Genomic DNA, 15277 nt, shown 5'->3' with positions numbered 1-15277 from the left:
AGGTGAAAGACCCACCGGCGTTTAAAAGCGTTGGAAAGGAGGGTAAAAAAAGGGGAGATACCCTTTATTTGTTCACCTTACTGCTATGGAAAAGATCCCCTTCAACCGACGCCATTGGCTATCTACAACGATGAAAATGAGTGCATTGGCATTCATCACACCGCTGTGGGCAGAAAATTTCGCCAACGGCTCCAATCGCAAAAAATCGACTCATATTGGTGCCTGCGACTGGTCTATTGGCCCCGCCGCCGACATTGCCTGTTTCGATGTGGCCAGGCGAATTGGCCTTGATGGCGTACAGGTAAGTCTGAATACGGCCGCCCAGCCGGTGTACCTGCAACAGGCTCATGTGCAACAAGCGTACCTGGATGCCGCCAAACGAACGGGCGTACGCATTGGCGGGCTGGCTATTGGTGCCCTCAACGACGTACCTTATAAGTCAGACCCGCGCACCGAACAATGGGTGCATGACAGCATCGGCGTGGCCAAAAACCTGGGTGTGAAGGCCATTCTGCTGGCTTTTTTCGCCAAAAATGACCTCCGCAACGACCCCACGGGTATTAGTGAAGTGGTTCGTCGGCTGAAGGCGGTTGCGCCGCTGGCCGAGCGGGCGGGGGTGCAACTGGGTATCGAGAGCTACCTCACCGCCGAGCAACACCTCGACATTATCGACCGGGTGGGTTCGTCGGCCATTAAAGTATACTACGACGCCCGCAACGCCACCGACGCGGGCAACGACATTTTCAAAGAGATTTCCTTACTGGGCAAAAAACACATCTGCGAACTGCACATCAAAGAGAATGGCGTCCGGCTGGGCAACGGCACCATCGACTGGCCCCGCGTACGCCAGGCATTGGCCGAAGCGGGTTACGAGGGCGACGGCTGGATGCAGATTGAGTGGGCCAAAACAAAAGAAGATGACACCGTGGCCGCCTATCAGCATAATCTGGCGTACGTAAAGCGTAATTTACTCGTATGAAACACGCTATCAACATCGCCTTATACCTGCTTCCTGTTACCCTGCTGGCACAGACCGCCAACAAACCCGTTTCGATTGAGCAGGTGATTAGTGGTCCTTTTATCAATTCGGCAACCCGTACGTTTAACCTGAGTGAAACCGCGCTCAAAGGCAGCCCTCTGGCCTTTGACAACTGGACACCCGGCACGTTGCTCTTCAAATCGGGGAATACCATTGCCAACGCGCTCTTCAACTACGACGCGCTGGATCAGGAGATATGGGTGAAACGGTCGGCGAAAGACTCGGCCCGGTATGCCGTAGCGGGGGTAAAACAGTTGTCGCTGCAATCAGCCGACAACAATCAACCTACTCGCTATGAACACCTTGCAGGCGTAGTGACAGACGAAACAGCCTTGAAAACGGGGCTTGTCCGCGTGGTTTACCAGGGAGATTATTCACTGGTGCAACTGCCCGTTAAGCGATTTTACAAAGCACCCGCCAAGCAACCCTACGGCAATACGCAGGTGTTCGACGAGTTCCGCGATGAGTCGGCTTATTTCATTATCCGTCCCGACAAAACCGCTGAGCGCGTAAAACTGAACCGCAAAGCCCTGGTGAGTGCCCTGCAAAGTAAAGGCGCGGCTTTTGAGACCGTATTGAAAGACAAGAAGTTAGATGCTAAACTTGAAGCCGACGTTGTCACGGCGCTGGGAGCGTTGCAGTAGACGATTTAGTGTTTTATATCGTCTGCTGCTGGCTTTGCGCTGTTTGCCCTTCGACAGGCTCAGGGTGACAACGACCTTGAATCAACTAGAGATGATTGCTTATTAGCCTGTCACCCTGAGCCTGTCGAAGGGCCACAAGCGCGAAGCTTAGAGTGCCATACTAATAGCGTGAAGTCAACAGAAAACCTCTTATGAAACTCACCCTTTTCACCTTACCCTTGCTGGCCGGATGGCTTTGGTCATCGCCAACAAACGTGTCGCAACGCGTTCAGCCTGAGCCGGTTGATCCTAACAAACTCTATCTACCCGACGACCTGGAGGCGACGCTTTGGGCGGAGGGGCCGATGTTTTATAACCCCACCAACATGGACCTCGACGCGCGGGGGCGGGTATGGATCACGGAAGCCGTTGATTACCGGGACTTTAATAACAAACCCGACACGCACCTGACCCACCCCAACGGTGAGCGCGTGATGATTCTGGAAGACACGGACCACGACGGTAAGGCCGACAAATCGACGGTGTTTGTGGAAGATAAAGAGCTGGTCTCGCCGCTGGGCATTGCCGTGCTGGGCAACAAGGTATACGTATCCTGTGCCCCCAATCTGGTAGTCTATACCGACGAAAACGGCGATGACAAGGCCGACAAAAAAGAGATCTTTTTGACTGGTTTCGGTGGGCTGGACCACGACCATTCCCTGCATGCGCTGGTGGCTGGTCCCGACGGCAACTACTATTTCAACACGGGCAATGCCGGGCCGCACCACGTCACCGACAAGGCAGGCTGGACCCTGCGGTCGGGGAGTTTGTATGTGGGTGGCACCCCCTACAACAAGCTCAACAAAGGCAATCAGGTCAGTGACGACGGGCGCGTGTGGGTGGGCGGGCTGGCCCTGCGCATCCGCCCCGACGGTACGGGCCTGAAAGTGATGGCCCACAATTTTCGGAATAACTACGAAACCGCTATCGACTCCTACGGCAACCTGTTTCAGAACGACAACGACGATCAGGTGGTGTCCTGTCGCACAAGTTTTTTGATGGAAGGCGCCAACGCGGGTTATTTCAGCAGCGACGGCACCCGCTACTGGCAGGCCGACCAACGCCCCGGTCAGACCATCCCCACGGCCCACTGGCATCAGCAGGACCCCGGCGTGATGCCCGTGGGCGACATCAGCGGCGCGGGTTCACCTACGGGCGTGGTGGTGTATGAAGGCGACGAACTGGGCGGGGGGTACCGGGGCACGCTGCTCAGCGCCGAGGCAGGCCGCAACGTAATTTTCGGCTATACCCTCAACCCGCAGGGAGCCGGTTACGACCTCAGCAACCGCCGCGACCTTATCAGCACCTTCCCGAAGGTAGATGAGAACTATAAATGGAACGACGTAGACGACGATCCGCGCAAGTGGTTTCGCCCATCGGATGTGTCGGTGGGGCCGGACGGAGCCATTTACATCGCCGACTGGTATGACCCCATTGTAGGGGGCCACGCCATGCATGACAAAAAAGGCTACGGGCGCATTTTCCGCATCACGCCCAAAGGCAAAAACCTGGTTGTTCCGAAGCTGAATCTGAGTAATACCAAAGGCCAGCTAGCTGCCCTGCAAAGCCCGGCTATTAACGTTAGACTATTGGGGTTCAATGCCTTGCGGGCGCAGGGCGACAAGGTGGCGAAGCCCGTAGCGGCCCTGCTCAACGCACCGAACCCCTACCATCGCGCCCGCGCTATTTGGCTGTTAAGCCAGCTTGGCCCACAAGGCCGGGAGTTAGCTGCCAAGGCCATGACCAACGCTGATCCGCAACTTCGGTTAACTGCGTTTCGGGCGTTGAAAACCCCATTTAGCTATGTCGTACCTAATGTTCTCCCTTTGTGCCAGCAACTGGTGAACGACCCCTCCCCCGCCGTTCGGCGCGAGGTAGCCATTGCCCTGCGCGACGTGCCCGCCCCCCAGGCTGTGCCACTGTTGATGACGCTCATGAATGGGTATGACGGCAAAGACCGCTATTACCTCGCCGCCCTGGGCATTGGCGCGCAGGGAAAAGAATCACCTATTGGACAATCAATTACGGCTCAGCTATCACCCGACCCCGCTAGCTGGAACGCCAAACTGGCCGATCTGCTCTGGGAACTGCACCCTGCTGAAGCCACCGATTTGTTTACGAAATGGGCGGGCAACCCAACCCTCACCACCGATGCCCGGCAACAGGCCCTGACCGGACTGGGCTTTGTACGTACCCCCATGGCCGCCCGTGCCATGGTCGAACTGGCGAAATCGACGGATACGACCCTGGCGAAACAGGCGGCGTATTGGGTGAACTTCCGGCGGGGGAACGACTGGGCCACGCTGGTAAACTGGGACGAGCTAATGCCCAACAAACTTTCCGACGCCGAGCAGCAGTTGTTGGCACAGCGCCAACAACTGCTGGACGAGTACGTATCGGTGGCCGACAAGACTAAAGTAGCCGTGGGTATGGCCCGCACTGCCGAGGGAGGCAAAATTCTGGTGGGTCTGGCGGCAGACGGAAAGCTGCCCAAGGGCGTCACAGGAGCCGTTGCCGATGTGATTTTCAACAATCCCGATCAGAGCGTACGCACGATGGCAGGCGACTATTTTACTAAACCAGGAGCCAGCCGCACCGTCTCGATCCGGCAGATTGCGAGCCTGAGCGGCGACGCCATAGCGGGCAAAACAGTCTTTAGCACCAACTGCGCCACCTGTCACAAACACGGCCCGTCGGGTGCCGAAATCGGGCCGGAACTAACCAAAATTCACGAGAAATTTGACCGCAACGGCCTGCTCGATGCCATCATAAACCCCAGTGCGGCGCTGGCTTTCGGCTATGAGCCCTGGCTGATTACGACCAAAAACGGGCAGACGTATTATGGGTTTCTGATCTCCGACGGTGCACAAGCCATTGTGGTGAAAGATGCCGCCGGACAAAAACACACCCTCGCCACGGCTCAGATTGCCTCGCGCAAACAATACACTACCAGCCTTATGCCTGACCCTGTTTCGATGGGCCTCACCGACCAGCAACTCGCCGATTTATCCGCGTTTTTACTGAAGCGATGAAGACTGATAATGATTAACTTGTTTTCGCTTTGTGGCTTCGCGCTCTAGGCCGGACCGTCGGACCGCCTTTGACAGGCTCAGGGTGAGATTGTAGCACCGAAGCTCCAGCTTCGGGAGTTAATGCCTAGCCCGTTGCTCACTCCCGAAGCTGGAGCTTCGGTGCTACAATCTCACCCTGAGCCTATCGAAGGGCTATGCGTCAGCAACTTAGAGTCTGAAGCCAGCAAGATACACCCACACAAAAAAAGGCCCGCTTCCAGATCGGAAGCGGGCCTTTTTATTTAAAAAAACTGTATCGACTAAGCCGTGACTGGCTCACTGTGAGGCTGCACCATTTCCAAGTCTGGCTTCGACTGATCGTCGAGGGTGACGCGGCCACGCTCTTTGCGCACGATGCGGGAGTAGAGCGATACCTCCTGACTAAACAGGAACGTGAACAGCAGTTTCACATACGACGTGTGGTATTTCAGCGTGTCGTAATACTCTGGTGCCGAGTTTTTTATCTCCGGCAGCTTATTCCAGGGGATCGACGGAAAATCGTGGTGCTCGTTGTGGAAACCTACGTTCAGATTCACACCGTTGAGCTGACCATAATAGCTGTACGTCTCCTGCTCAGGATCGAGGGTGAGGTAGTGCTCCTGAATCCAGCGGGCACCCAGCGGATGCAGCCCTACCGAGAAGAACAGACACATCACCATAAACGCCAGGGCTTTCCAGCCGAAGAAGACCACAATCAGCGTATCGAATACCAGTTGCACCACCACGTTGGCTACCACCCACTTGTCAATAACGGCGAGTTCGATGCAGCGCAAGGTGCGGATACCCTGAAAAATGGGGAACAGCAATAGCCAGATGGCCTTGCCGATGGCGTAATTATTAATCAGCTTGGCTTCGTACCAGTCGGGCAGGTCGGCGTCAAGCTCATGCACCCCCTGGAAGGCGTGGTGCTTGATGTGGAAGTTTTTGAACGAAATGGCCGTAGGAAACACCGTAGGCAGGTTGGCGAAGATACCCGTCCAGACGTTGGCGGCCGGCTTACGGAAAATCAGGTTGTGAGCCGCTTCGTGAATGCAGATAAAGAGCGTATGGGCCGGAAACGCACCAATAAACCACGCAGCCGCCACAATGAGCCACCACGACTGATCGCGCAGCAGCCATGCCATGCCGATGAGCATAGCCACGCAGCCCAGGGCTACCCAAAACGTGACGGGGTTTTTCTGACCAATCAGTTTCTTCACCTCCGGGTGAGCCTTCATGATCTGCCGGGTCCGCATCCGGTGGGGTTCAGCTTTCGTTGAGTACGTAAAATCGTTCACTAATGTTGCCATATTCAGATATTGATGAAAGCTCAGAGTGGCCAGGCCAATCTTGTTGTTAAGCTGTTACGAATAGACAAAAATAAACAGAATTGAGTGCCCTCGACAGTTCTGCTGGTCAAGATTTGGAATCTTGACCAGCCGCCAGCCAAAAAAAGACGCACCAGCCAGGGGCCGGTGCGTCTAACACCATTGGTTCGTAATCAAGACGGTTATAACGTGAAGGCGTACCCTACCGAAACGCCCACGGTCCGGTTGCGGACGGGCAGGTTCACGAGGGGTACCTGCAGCTGCCGGGTAAAGCCGTGGTCGTAGCGGGCTTCGATGAAAAATTTGCCAGCGCCCATATCGGCCGAGAGGCCCAGGCCACCCACACCACCCAAATCCCAGTGGTTGATGGCCCCGCCAATGCCCAGGGGTACGTCCATGTTTTTGGTGGTGAACAGAGCCGTAGCCCGGGTACGAACGCGGCCATCGAAAGCATAGCCAACGGCAGGACCGGCAAAGAAATAAGGCTTAACGGGACCGTCGGAGAGGTTTACCTTCAGCAGCAGCGGCGTTTGGATCGACTGGATCTGGTAGGCTACCCGTGCGCCAACCGGGATGTCAAGAAAGCCGAGATCGAGACTGGTGCCCTCACGCAGCAGGAAGCCTTTTTGCACAAAAGCTACTTCCGGGCGAAACGACACGCGCTCACTGAGGGGCACTTCCAGAAAAATAGCACCGGTGGGTCCGGGCGAAAATTCGGGTTGTACGGGTAGGTTTTGTAACAACGATGGCTCGGAGACGTTGCTCCAGTTAACCCCACCTCGCACCCCAACCTGAACCTGGGCAAACGACGTAGTGGTAACAACAAAAAGGGCGGCAAGCGAAAGGGCGGAGGCAAACAGACGATTCATGGTATACTGATGGTTAAACTGGAGTGATCCCGAAAAAGAAGGGAAAGTAAACGGTCTGGTATAGGCGTCTTTCGGTTGTTACATCGGTTGGATGCATTGGCGAAAGCAAGGATTAATGACCCCATCAAATTATTTTGGGCAGGGCTTTCTGCTTTACTTGCGCACACTATAGCCGCCGATTGCCTTTATCGTCTTACCTGACTCCATGAAATACGTCAAGCCTACCAAGTTCAGCTACCTGCCCAAGCCCCTCGACCGGCTCGATGTGATCGGCCTGTTCGAGTGCGACCCGTTTGGCAACTGGCTGTTGTTCAGGCGGATGATTATTGCTGCGGTGGGTTGGTTCACCTATTTTCGCTACACTACCGTCAACCGAATAAAGATCGAAGGCACCGAGCATCTGGAAAACCTACCCATCAACAACGTGCTCTTTCTGTCGAACCACCAGACGTATTTTGCTGATGTGATCGCGTTTTTCCACGTATTCTGCGCCGTAAAATGGGGGTTCAAAGACACCATGCTGCCCCCTGTGTACCTGTTTGCCCCCCGTGCCCGGATGTATTACGTGGCTGCCAGCGAGACGATGCAGAAGGGCATTCTGGCCAAAATTTTTGCCCTTGGGGGGGCGCTCACCATCGAGCGGTCATGGCGGGCCGACGGCCGCGATGTGAAGCGCAGCGTGGATACCTCGGCGGTCGACAAGATTCACGTAGCGCTGGAACACGGTTGGGTGGTGAGTTTCCCACAGGGCACCACCAAGCCCTACGCTCCTGTGCGCAAGGGTACGGGCTACCTCATTAAAGACAATGATCCCATTATTATTCCGGTGGTAATCAACGGGTTTCGTCGTGCGTTTGATAAAAAAGGGCTGCGCTTTAAGAAACGCAACACGCAGTTGTCTATCCGTTTTAAGCCCCCCCTGCTCGTTGAGCCAAACGACACCGTCGAAGCTATCGTGGAACGAGTCCGCGCCGCCATTGAGCAGGACATCCCCGAAGAAATGGACTGGCTGGGGGAGAAAGAAGGGTAATGAATAATGTACAATGAATAATGTACAATGAATAATGTACAATGAATAATGGCTACGCGCTCAGAGGTTTTCAGGTGCGTAGCCATTATTCATTGTACATTATTCATTGTACATTATTTATTACCCTTCTACGTCTGCATATTGCCCACGTTGAACGCCTTCGTGATGGGCGCGTGGTTGGCGGCTTCGATGCCGAGGGAGATGTGGCGGCGGGTATCAAGCGGATCAATGACGGCATCAAACCAGAGGCGGGCGGCGGCGTAATAAGGCGAGAGCTGCGCGTTGTACTGGTCTGTAATCTTCTGTAACAGCGCCTGTTCCGCCTCAGAAGTAATGACTTCGCCTTTAGCTTTCAACGACGCCACCTGTATTTGTAACAGCGTCTTTGCTGCCGATGCACCGCTCATCACCGCCATTTGGGCCGTGGGCCAGGCCAGCATCAGACGGGGGTCATAAGCACGGCCACAGAGGGCATAGTTGCCCGCACCGTAAGAATTGCCGATCACCACCGTAAACTTCGGCACGACCGAATTGGCCATCGCACTTACCAGCTTGGCTCCGTCTTTGATGATACCGCCCTGTTCGGCGCGACTACCCACCATAAAGCCCGTTACATCCTGCACAAACACCAGGGGAATGTGTTTCTGGTTGCAATTCATGATAAACCGCGCCGCCTTGTCGGCAGCATCGCCGTAGATCACGCCGCCCATCTGCATTTCCACCGCCTGCCCCGCCGTCGCTCCACCCGGTCCGACGCGGTTTTTGGCTTTCACTACCTTCCGCTGATTAGCCACAATACCCACCGCCCAACCGTCGATGCGGGCATAACCACAGATCAGCGATTGCCCATAATCGGGTTTATAGGGGTCAAAATCAGCGTTGTCGATCAGGCGGTTCAGGATCGCCATCATATCATAGGGTTTCACGCGGTCTTGTGGCAGCAGGGTGTAAATCTCGGCGGGGTCAAGGGCCGGGGGTGCGGGCGTGACGCGACTGAAACCAGCCATGGGCTGAGAGCCAGTTTTGTCCAGAATACGCTTTATGGCGTCCAGGCAACTCTTATCGTCGGGGTATTTGTTGTCGATTACGCCCGAAATTTCGGTGTGCATGGCCGCGCCACCCAGCGTTTCGGTGTCTACATCTTCACCGATGGAGGCTTTTACCAGGTATGGCCCAGCCAGGTAAATGGAGCCGGTTCCCTCCACAATCAGGGCTTCGTCGCTCATGATGGGCAGATAGGCTCCGCCCGCCACGCAACTGCCCATGATGGCTGCCACCTGCAATACGCCCATAGCCGAGAGGTGCGCGTTGTTACGAAACATCCGGCCAAAATGGTCTTTGTCGGCAAAGACCTCATTCTGCAAGGGCAAATACACACCCGCACTGTCGACGAGGTAAATAATGGGCAGGCGGTTTTCCATGGCGATTTCCTGCGCCCGGAGGTTCTTTTTGGCCGTAATCGGAAACCATGCCCCCGCTTTCACGGTGGCATCATTCGCCACGATCACACACAGCCGCCCCGACACGTGGCCCATACCCGTAACCACCCCCCCCGACGGGCACCCGCCATGCTCAGCGTACATGCCTTCGCCGGTGAAGAGGCCTATTTCCAGGAAATCGCTGTTCGTATCAACCAGGTATTCAATTCGTTCGCGGGCGGTGAGCTTGCCTTTTTTGTGCTGATCGTCAATTTTTTTCTGCCCGCCACCCAATTGGGTCTGGGCGGTTTTCTGGGCAAGGTCATCGAGAAGGGTTTGCATGATGAAGGAGTTTATAATCAGGGTAAAAAGATTCGCTCGGCCACCCCCCGCCCGGACGCGGGACCGCCTAAAGGGAGCCTGCTAGCGCACGAGTATTGCTGATGCGCCAGCAGGCTCCCTTTAGGCGGTCCCGCGTCCGGGCGGGGGATGGCCGAGCGAAATAACCAATTTAGCTAGCCACCGCAAATTGTTACTTTGGCGGTATTGAATCGACTTTGGTGGTGGTGGTAGTGATCACCTGCACCGTGCCGGGCTTGGCAGGGGCGGGTTTATCTTTCTTGCCGAACACCGAAAACGACACGTTGATATACTTCTTGGGGTTCTCCCGGAAGTCGCCCAGCAGTTTGTCCAACTGCCCCGCCGTGCGGCTCACGTTTACATAAAGTGAATCGTCGGTAGTAAGCTTGCCGAGTGAACCCTGCCCCTTTTCGATGTTGCCCAGCAGTTTTTGCAGGTTGTCAATCGACTTGTTGGCGTTGCCGAGCGTTTGTTTCAGTTGCAGCGCATTCAGCGAATCGGCGAAAGTGCCTGCCTTACTCAAAATCGGCCCCAGATCACGGGTGGTTTTGTCGAGCGATTGCGAGAGGGTGTTTACGTTGGCAAGGGCAGCCCGAAGGCCAGCGCGGTTTTCGTTCAGGGCCAAGTTGAGCGTACCCGTTACACCGTTGGCACCGCGCAGGGTCTGGTTTAGTAACCCACCCGTTTGGTCGAACTGGGATACCACATAATTGAGCCTGCGGGTAAGTGAATCAACGTTATTCAGTACCGGCAGCGTTTTTTCTTTGATCAGACTCGAAATACCCTGCTCATTGGCGGCCACCAGTGCGCCTTCGTCCATGACGGCTCCGGCGGGGTTCAGTTCGAGCCGGATAACCTTGCCCCCCAGTAACCCGCCATCGGCCAAAAGGGCTTTAGAGCCTTGCCGAATGACTACACTTTTGTTCATGTCGAGCGTGACAAGGAGTTTGTTTCCCTGGTCGGGAAGCAGGTCAATTTTAGCAACCTGCCCTACGCTTAAACCGTTGAGCAACACCGGGTTGGAGCTAGTCAAACCATCAACGTTGGCGTAAACGACCGTAAACTGCTTGTTCTTTTTGAAGATGTTGGTTCCCTTTAGAAAATTGAATCCGAAGAAGAACATCGTGAGCGTGACCAGAGCTAACAGCCCTACTTTCGCTTCCTGTGAAAATTTCATGTAATGTCTTGAGTGATCTATAACCGGACAACTGAATTTCCGGTGCTACACACTATAACCGGATTTAGGGGCGAATTGTGCCGAAAGAAAAAAGGGTTCCAGGCTCAATGTCTGAAGTCTAAAGTTGCTTCACACCTGTCATTCGCAAGCGCGCAGCAACTTTAGACTTCAGACATTGAACATGGAACCCTTCTTCATTCCCCTTCCATATCGTGCTTGTATTGCTCGAAGGCTTTGTAGACGGCACTGGTGATACGGTCGCGGCCCTGGTCTGAGGCCAGGAAATCTTCTTCATCGGCGTTGGTGAGGTAGCCCGTTTCAACCAGCACACTCGGCATGGTCGTACGCCAGAGCACCAGAAAGCCCGCCTGTTTCACACCGTTACTTCTACGCTCGGCATTGCGGCGAAAGTTGCGCTCAACTTTTTCGGCGAAGTTAATGCTGCTGCCTAAAAACGCGTGCTGGTAGTTGGCCAGCATGATGTAAGCCAGCGGCGAGTTGGGGTTGAAGCCCTTGTAGGTCTCCTGATAGTTGGTTTCCTTTAAGATAACGGCGTTTTCGCGCTTGGCCACGTCGAGGTTGCCTTCCGTTTTGTGCAAACCCATCGTATACGTTTCTGTGCCATGAACGGCTTTCGAGTTGGGGTTGGCGTTGCAATGAATGGAAATAAACAGGTCGGCGCGGTTACGGTTGGCAATGGCCGACCGTTCGGCGAGTTCAATAAACCGGTCGGTGGTGCGGGTGTAGATCACGCGCATACCGGGCATCTCTTCTTTTATTTTGCGGCCAATTTCGAGCGCAATTTTCAGGTTGAGGGTTTTTTCTTTGGCATACCGGCCGTGGGTGCCGGGGTCGTGGCCGCCGTGGCCTGCGTCGAGCACTACCGTACGAATCTGATTAGCCCGCCCCGCCGGGCGAGGTTGCCCGCTGGTGGCAGTGTCGTCCTGCCAGACCGGTTTGGGTAAGTTGGTGAGCGCCAGCAACGGGCCGAGTACCACCAAAAGTAGGACAATCTTAACAAGCCATCGGGCCATGTGTGTAGGGTGTGATTTAATACTATTTAACAGCAAAATGCGATTCGGAGCAGTATTGGGTACTCCATCGTGGGTAACTTTGTCCTTGCCGCTTTCTATTACGAAACCGACAAATGTAATTTTTGATAGAACCCAAAAAACGACTTATTATTTTACGGGTCATAAAATACACGCTGATTCTGTGGCTACTAACGTCGTTGGTGGCCCGTTTGCACGCGCAAAATCAGCCCACCAATCCCATTCGCTCTGCCCCGCGAACCATTGCCCCCGTGGCACCCAAGGGCCCCCGTTCCACCACGGGCGTGACCCCGCTTACCCTCCCGCGCAAGGCGTTGGCCGGCACTGACACCAGCCGCCGCGATTCGACCAAAAGCACTCCAGACCAGTTTGCCACTGCCGTGAAGTACTCCTCGCGTGACTCCAGCCTGGTGAGCGGCCAGATCGTAGAGCTTTGGGGCGACGCCCAGGTGGTCTACGGCGACATCTCGCTCAAGGCCGACTACATCAAGCTCAATCAGGCCACCAACGAGGTTTTTGCGCGGGGTCGCTACGATTCCACCTCGAAAAAGACCGTGGGCACACCGGTTTTTAAAGATCGCAACGAGTCATACGACACCAAAGAGATCCGCTACAATTTTAAGACCAAAAAGGCACTCGTTTCGGGTATTATCACGCAGCAGGGTGAGGGCAACATTCGGGGGAAAACGGTGAAAAAGGACGCCGAAGACAACCTCTACATCCGCGGCTCGATTTATACTACCTGCAACCTCACCACGCCCCACTTCCATATCAACGCTCCCCGGCTGAAGGTGGTCCATAACAAACAGGTGGTGTCGGGGCCGTTCAACCTGGTCATCAACCAAATACCCCTGCCCATTGGGTTGCCTTTCGGGTTTTTCCCGTTTCCGAAGAAAAAAGACATCGGTGTGTCAGGGATTATTATGCCCCAATATGGCGAAGAACCCAACGGGCGGGGCTTCTATCTGCGTGATGGCGGCTACTACTGGGCCGTTAACGAAAATATTGGCCTGCAGTTTACCACGCAGCTTTACTCACGTGGTAGCTGGGGCGCGGGTGTGTCGGGTGCCTATAACAAAAAATACCGCTACGGTGGGTCGTTCCAGCTTCGGTTCAACCGCAACCTGCCTGGCGCACTGATCGACTCGGTGAATAAGGCGCAGGCGCGGAATGACTTCACCATTGCGTGGTCGCACGCGCCGCAGAACATTGGGCGGCGGAGTTCGTTTTCGGCCAACGTCAACGTGTCGTCTAACAGCTACAATCAGTTCAATACCTATAGCGTACAGCAGGTAAGCCAGAACGTGGCGGGGTCGTCGGTGCAGTATAGCCGCACGTTTGGGCAGTACGTTCGGGCGGGGGCCAACTTCCGGGTAAACCAGCAGTTCGGGCAGGTGAACCAAATCACAGGTGTCCGCGAAAATGGCAAGACCGACGTATCGACGGACTTCAATCTGGCCGTAAACCAAATTGCACCCTTTGCCTTGAAAGGTGGCACGGGCCGCTGGTATGAGAGCTTCCGGGTGGGTTTTCAGTTCGACGCCTCGGCTCAGGTAAACAACACCGTGCGTAACCGAATCGACACCAGCGGACTAGGCTTTGCCATTGCCGTGCCCACGGGCGTTACGCTGCAAAACCGCGAGCAGATCGTGCGCGACAGCCTGACCAACGCAGCCATCATCAGGGCGGGTGGCACCGTGCCTGACCCCAACCTGATCGCGTTTTCGTTTGCCAATGCAGCCCGTATCTGGGACAACCGGAACGTGACCATGCGCTATAGTATTCCGGTGTCGCTGCCCAACTTCAAACTGGCCCGTTACATCAACTTCACCCCCGGATTCAGCATCAACGGCGATATCTACAGCCGGCAACTGTCGTACAGGCTCAACTCCGAAAAGACAGCCGTACGGATCGACACAGCGCGGGGCTTTTACCCAACCTATACCTTCTCGACCAACGCCAGCATCAACACCCGCCTCTACGGTACGTATTTTATTCGGGGAAAGCGCATCGAGGCCATCCGGCATACCGTGGCCCCGTCGGTGACGCTGAGCTACACGCCCGACTTTTCGGGGTCTACGTTTGGCTTCTACACCGTGCTACCCGACGAAGGTGTCCTGAAGGGCCTACCCGAATACCGACGCACACTATCAAACTACCGGGGATTGGGCGGTACGTACGGCAGCAGCCCGCCGGGGCAGTCGGCGTTCTTGTCGTTCGGGATTGTGAACCAATTGGAGATGAAAGTCCGCTCGCGTGACGACTCTACGGGGCAGGAGTTTAAGAAGATTCCGCTGTTCGATAACCTCAGCATCAACGGCAGCTACAACCTGCTGGCCCCCGAATACAAGCTCTCGCCGATTCAGGTGAGCGCCAACACACAAATTTTCAAGAACGTTAACTTCAATATTTCCTCGACATTCGACCCATACGCATACCGGCCTTATTACACCTCGTATTATAACCCTTATTCAATCTATTACCCAACCGCCTATGCCGTTTCTGGGCAAATTCCAGGTTACGTTATAGCCTCACCTGACCTTACTACGGCTACCTATCCGCGCTATAACAGACTATCGATCTTTGCGGGCGAGGGCCTGGCCCGACTGACCAGTTTGCAGGCGTTTGTCAGCACCCGCTTTGCGCCGAAAAAGGCCAACGTGCCTAAAAAGTCGGCCAACGCCACCGACGCCACAATGAAGGCGATTAACCAAAACCCGGACTTGTACGTCGACTTTAATATCCCCTGGACGGTGAACGTAAGCTACACTTTCGGCTACAACAAACTCACGCCCATTCAAAGCTCGATCATTCAGACGCTGCAACTGACAGGCGATTTCAGCCTGACGCCGAAGTGGAAATTCACGTTCCAGACGGGGTATGATTTCCAGTATAAATCGCCCTCGCTGACCAACATCGGCGTAAACCGCGACCTGCACTGCTGGGAAATGGCCTTCAACTGGACCCCCTACGCGGGCAGCGCATTCCGGGGCGGCACCTACTCCTTCGACCTGCGCGCCCGTTCGGCCATTTTGCAGGAGCTGAAACTCAGCCGCCGCCGTTCCTTCTACGACACTGGCGGTTTCGGTGGCGGCTTCACGCGGTAATCGGGCAAAACCATTTCGTAGTGTAGCGGATTTAGTAGGGTATCGACCCCTCACCCCCAGCCCCTCTCCCCCTCCGGGAGAGGGGAGACGTACTCAGTAGCTTCGCTAAATTGATAGAGCATTGCTCCCCTCTCCCGGAGGGGGAGAGGGGCCGGGGGTGAGGG

10 protein-coding genes are annotated in these 15277 nt (G+C 55.3%); 5 read left to right on the top strand and 5 right to left on the bottom strand.

Annotated features, from left to right (window positions below):
- Window positions 1-85 precede the first annotated feature (85 nt).
- The 3 genes from J2I47_RS11780 (at window position 86) to J2I47_RS11770 (ending at window position 4754) form a co-directional block, all read left to right on the top strand.
- The gene (locus J2I47_RS11780; protein ID WP_207364783.1) at window positions 86-979 is read left to right on the top strand and encodes a sugar phosphate isomerase/epimerase family protein; all 894 of its coding nucleotides are present in this window, start codon (window positions 86-88) and stop codon (window positions 977-979) included.
- Window positions 976-1683 (top strand): hypothetical protein, encoded by a 708-nt coding sequence (locus tag J2I47_RS11775; RefSeq protein ID WP_207364782.1) that lies wholly within the window; start codon window positions 976-978, stop codon window positions 1681-1683. The genes J2I47_RS11780 and J2I47_RS11775 overlap by 4 nt, the downstream gene beginning before the upstream one ends.
- Window positions 1684-1874: 191 nt before the next feature.
- A complete protein-coding gene (locus tag J2I47_RS11770) occupies window positions 1875-4754 on the top strand; it encodes a PVC-type heme-binding CxxCH protein (RefSeq protein WP_207364781.1) in 2880 nt (959 codons plus the stop codon).
- A 299-nt stretch (window positions 4755-5053) separates the two neighbouring features.
- Here J2I47_RS11770 and J2I47_RS11765 read toward each other — a convergent pair whose 3' ends face one another.
- Together J2I47_RS11765 and J2I47_RS11760 are read right to left on the bottom strand one after the other, a co-directional pair.
- Entirely contained in the window at window positions 5054-6082 is a 1029-nt protein-coding gene (locus J2I47_RS11765; protein WP_207364780.1) for a fatty acid desaturase, read from the bottom strand.
- Between the two features lie 200 nt (window positions 6083-6282).
- Window positions 6283-6969 (bottom strand): porin family protein, encoded by a 687-nt coding sequence (locus J2I47_RS11760; RefSeq protein ID WP_207364779.1) that lies wholly within the window; start codon window positions 6967-6969, stop codon window positions 6283-6285.
- A 205-nt stretch (window positions 6970-7174) separates the two neighbouring features.
- On the opposite strand from J2I47_RS11760, the gene J2I47_RS11755 reads away from it, so the two are divergent.
- Complete coding sequence (locus J2I47_RS11755; RefSeq protein ID WP_207364778.1) at window positions 7175-7999, top strand: lysophospholipid acyltransferase family protein; 825 nt, start codon at window positions 7175-7177, stop codon at window positions 7997-7999.
- A 128-nt stretch (window positions 8000-8127) separates the two neighbouring features.
- Here J2I47_RS11755 and J2I47_RS11750 read toward each other — a convergent pair whose 3' ends face one another.
- The 3 genes from J2I47_RS11750 to J2I47_RS11740 all read right to left on the bottom strand — a co-directional run bounded on the left by J2I47_RS11750 (window position 8128) and on the right by J2I47_RS11740 (window position 11988).
- The gene (locus tag J2I47_RS11750) at window positions 8128-9759 is read right to left on the bottom strand and encodes an acyl-CoA carboxylase subunit beta (RefSeq protein ID WP_207364777.1); all 1632 of its coding nucleotides are present in this window, start codon (window positions 9757-9759) and stop codon (window positions 8128-8130) included.
- Between the two features lie 190 nt (window positions 9760-9949).
- On the bottom strand, window positions 9950-10954 hold the full coding sequence (locus tag J2I47_RS11745) for an MlaD family protein (protein WP_207364776.1): 1005 nt from the start codon (window positions 10952-10954) through the stop codon (window positions 9950-9952).
- A 194-nt stretch (window positions 10955-11148) separates the two neighbouring features.
- Window positions 11149-11988 carry an N-acetylmuramoyl-L-alanine amidase family protein gene (locus J2I47_RS11740; protein ID WP_207364775.1) on the bottom strand — a complete coding sequence of 280 codons (840 nt, stop codon included), beginning with the start codon at window positions 11986-11988 and terminating at the stop codon, window positions 11149-11151.
- A gap of 122 nt (window positions 11989-12110) precedes the next feature.
- Between J2I47_RS11740 and J2I47_RS11735 the strand changes: the two genes are divergently transcribed.
- Entirely contained in the window at window positions 12111-15113 is a 3003-nt protein-coding gene (locus J2I47_RS11735) for a putative LPS assembly protein LptD (protein ID WP_207364774.1), read from the top strand.
- Window positions 15114-15277: the final 164 nt, after the last annotated feature.

Source organism: Fibrella rubiginis, assembly GCF_017353185.1.
Taxonomy (GTDB): Bacteria; Bacteroidota; Bacteroidia; order Cytophagales; family Spirosomataceae; genus Fibrella; species Fibrella rubiginis.
This window is presented reverse-complemented; position numbering and strand designations above follow the sequence as displayed.